Annotated in this window: 2 protein-coding genes; both read right to left on the reverse strand. The window is 42.9% G+C overall.

Going from position 1 to position 1694, the window contains the following annotated elements:
- Positions 1-84: 84 nt before the first annotated feature.
- Positions 85-519 carry a low molecular weight protein-tyrosine-phosphatase gene (locus MES37_RS24265; protein ID WP_064541166.1) on the reverse strand — a complete coding sequence of 145 codons (435 nt, stop codon included), beginning with the start codon at positions 517-519 and terminating at the stop codon, positions 85-87.
- Complete coding sequence (locus tag MES37_RS24270) at positions 520-1662, reverse strand: polysaccharide export protein (RefSeq protein WP_064541169.1); 1143 nt, start codon at positions 1660-1662, stop codon at positions 520-522.
- Positions 1663-1694: the final 32 nt, after the last annotated feature.

Raw genomic sequence — 1694 nt, forward strand, 5'->3', positions numbered from 1 at the left:
ATCTGAATGAGATCAATTTCATCCATATTATCTCTATCAGAAGAATGTTCTTTATTCATTTTCATAGTTATTATTCAGTCCATTTTAAAATAGTAATGCTTTTTTCCATGCTGTTGTCGCATCCATCATCCTCTGAAAAGTCATTCGATAGAGTTCATGACTTTTCCTGTAAGGGTCAGGAATATCAGCTCTTCCATTCCAGTGAGTTAATAGATGGCATTTACCACTGAGTTGTGGGTATTGATGATTAATAACTTCCGCTTGCTTCGTTTCCATCACCAAAATGAGATCATACTCAAGACCTTTTTCAGGAGTGAATCTCTTCGAACGATGGTCAGTAAGAACAATACCTTTTTCTTCCGCAAGCTCTATCATTACGCTATCTGCCAGCATTCCTTTACTGGCATTTAACCCCGCCGAATGGACAGTAATGCGCGGAAGTAATTGAGCCAATAGCCGTTCAGCAACCGGTGAACGGCAAAGATTTCCCGTACAAATGACCAGGATGGAGGTAATCATTTATTTACCCCAATTATGAATAAAGTTAGCAGACTCAGTAATTTCTTTGACTCCACTAATGGTTGGGATTAACTGACTAATGACGCGATTCCAACGTGCAATGGGTGCGCTAGTGACATAAACAATGTCGTAGGGTTCTAACTGAAAGCTGGTGCCCATCACAAGAGCGCTGGCATCGGAGGCATCCAGTTGGTAAATATTGGCAATTTTATGGTCAGATTGATTATTGCTTTGGGCGCGAATGACGAAAATACCTGTCGCATCTGAAGTCATTTGATTAATGCCTTCTGCTCGTCCCAGCGCTTCTGTCAGCGTCATGCCGCTACTGTCCATTTTAAGCATGGTTTGTTTATTGACTTCACCCATCACAAAAACTTTCAGCTCGTCATTGCGTGGGACATAAAGAATATCTCCGGCGAGTAATAACCTGTTTTGCGTCAGGTCTCCTGATTTCAACAATGCTTTTAGCGAGATCATTTCTTTTTGACCTGCCCGGCTTAATACCGCGTGATTCCAGTCAGCAAACTCGGTTAACCCACCGGCGTTATTGAGTGCATCGATAATTGTCAGAGGAACATTGGTAATCGCTTGTTGCCCGGAATTTGTGACTTCACCGGTAATATAGGCTTTTTGAGATCGAAAATTGGCGACGCTAACATCAACCTGCGGGGATTCAATCCACGGTGCGAGTTTTTCCGTTAACGTTTGACGCACATCTTCTAATGTTTTTCCATCGACATGAATTTTCCCCGCATAGGGATAAAAAATCGTCCCATTAGCTTGTACCCAGTTCCCTGTGTCACTGGCGCTACGATATTGCCCGGCAGGGGTCGTTAATTCCGGATGATCCCAGACTGTCACCATCAGTATATCGCCCACACCAATCCGGTAATGGTATTGCTGAATGAGCTTCTCAAGTTCGGGGTTGGCCTGGGCAGTGATTTTTGGCGTCAGCAGCGAAGAGGTAAGCTTTGGCGATATCGGGTAAATATTCACCAATGAGTTGATATCTACCGCAGTGCCGTGCTCTTTAACCATGTTTTTACTGGAAACATCCAGATGAGTGCCAGGAATTATCGTGCAGCCACTCATGAGGGAAAGCAGTGAAAAAATCACTGGTTTAATTAATATTATTTTTTTCATTATATCCACAACAAAGGGAATAGGCATATGAC

This window comes from Buttiauxella sp. S19-1, from assembly GCF_022134725.1.
In the GTDB taxonomy this organism is placed as follows: domain Bacteria; phylum Pseudomonadota; class Gammaproteobacteria; order Enterobacterales; family Enterobacteriaceae; genus Buttiauxella; species Buttiauxella ferragutiae.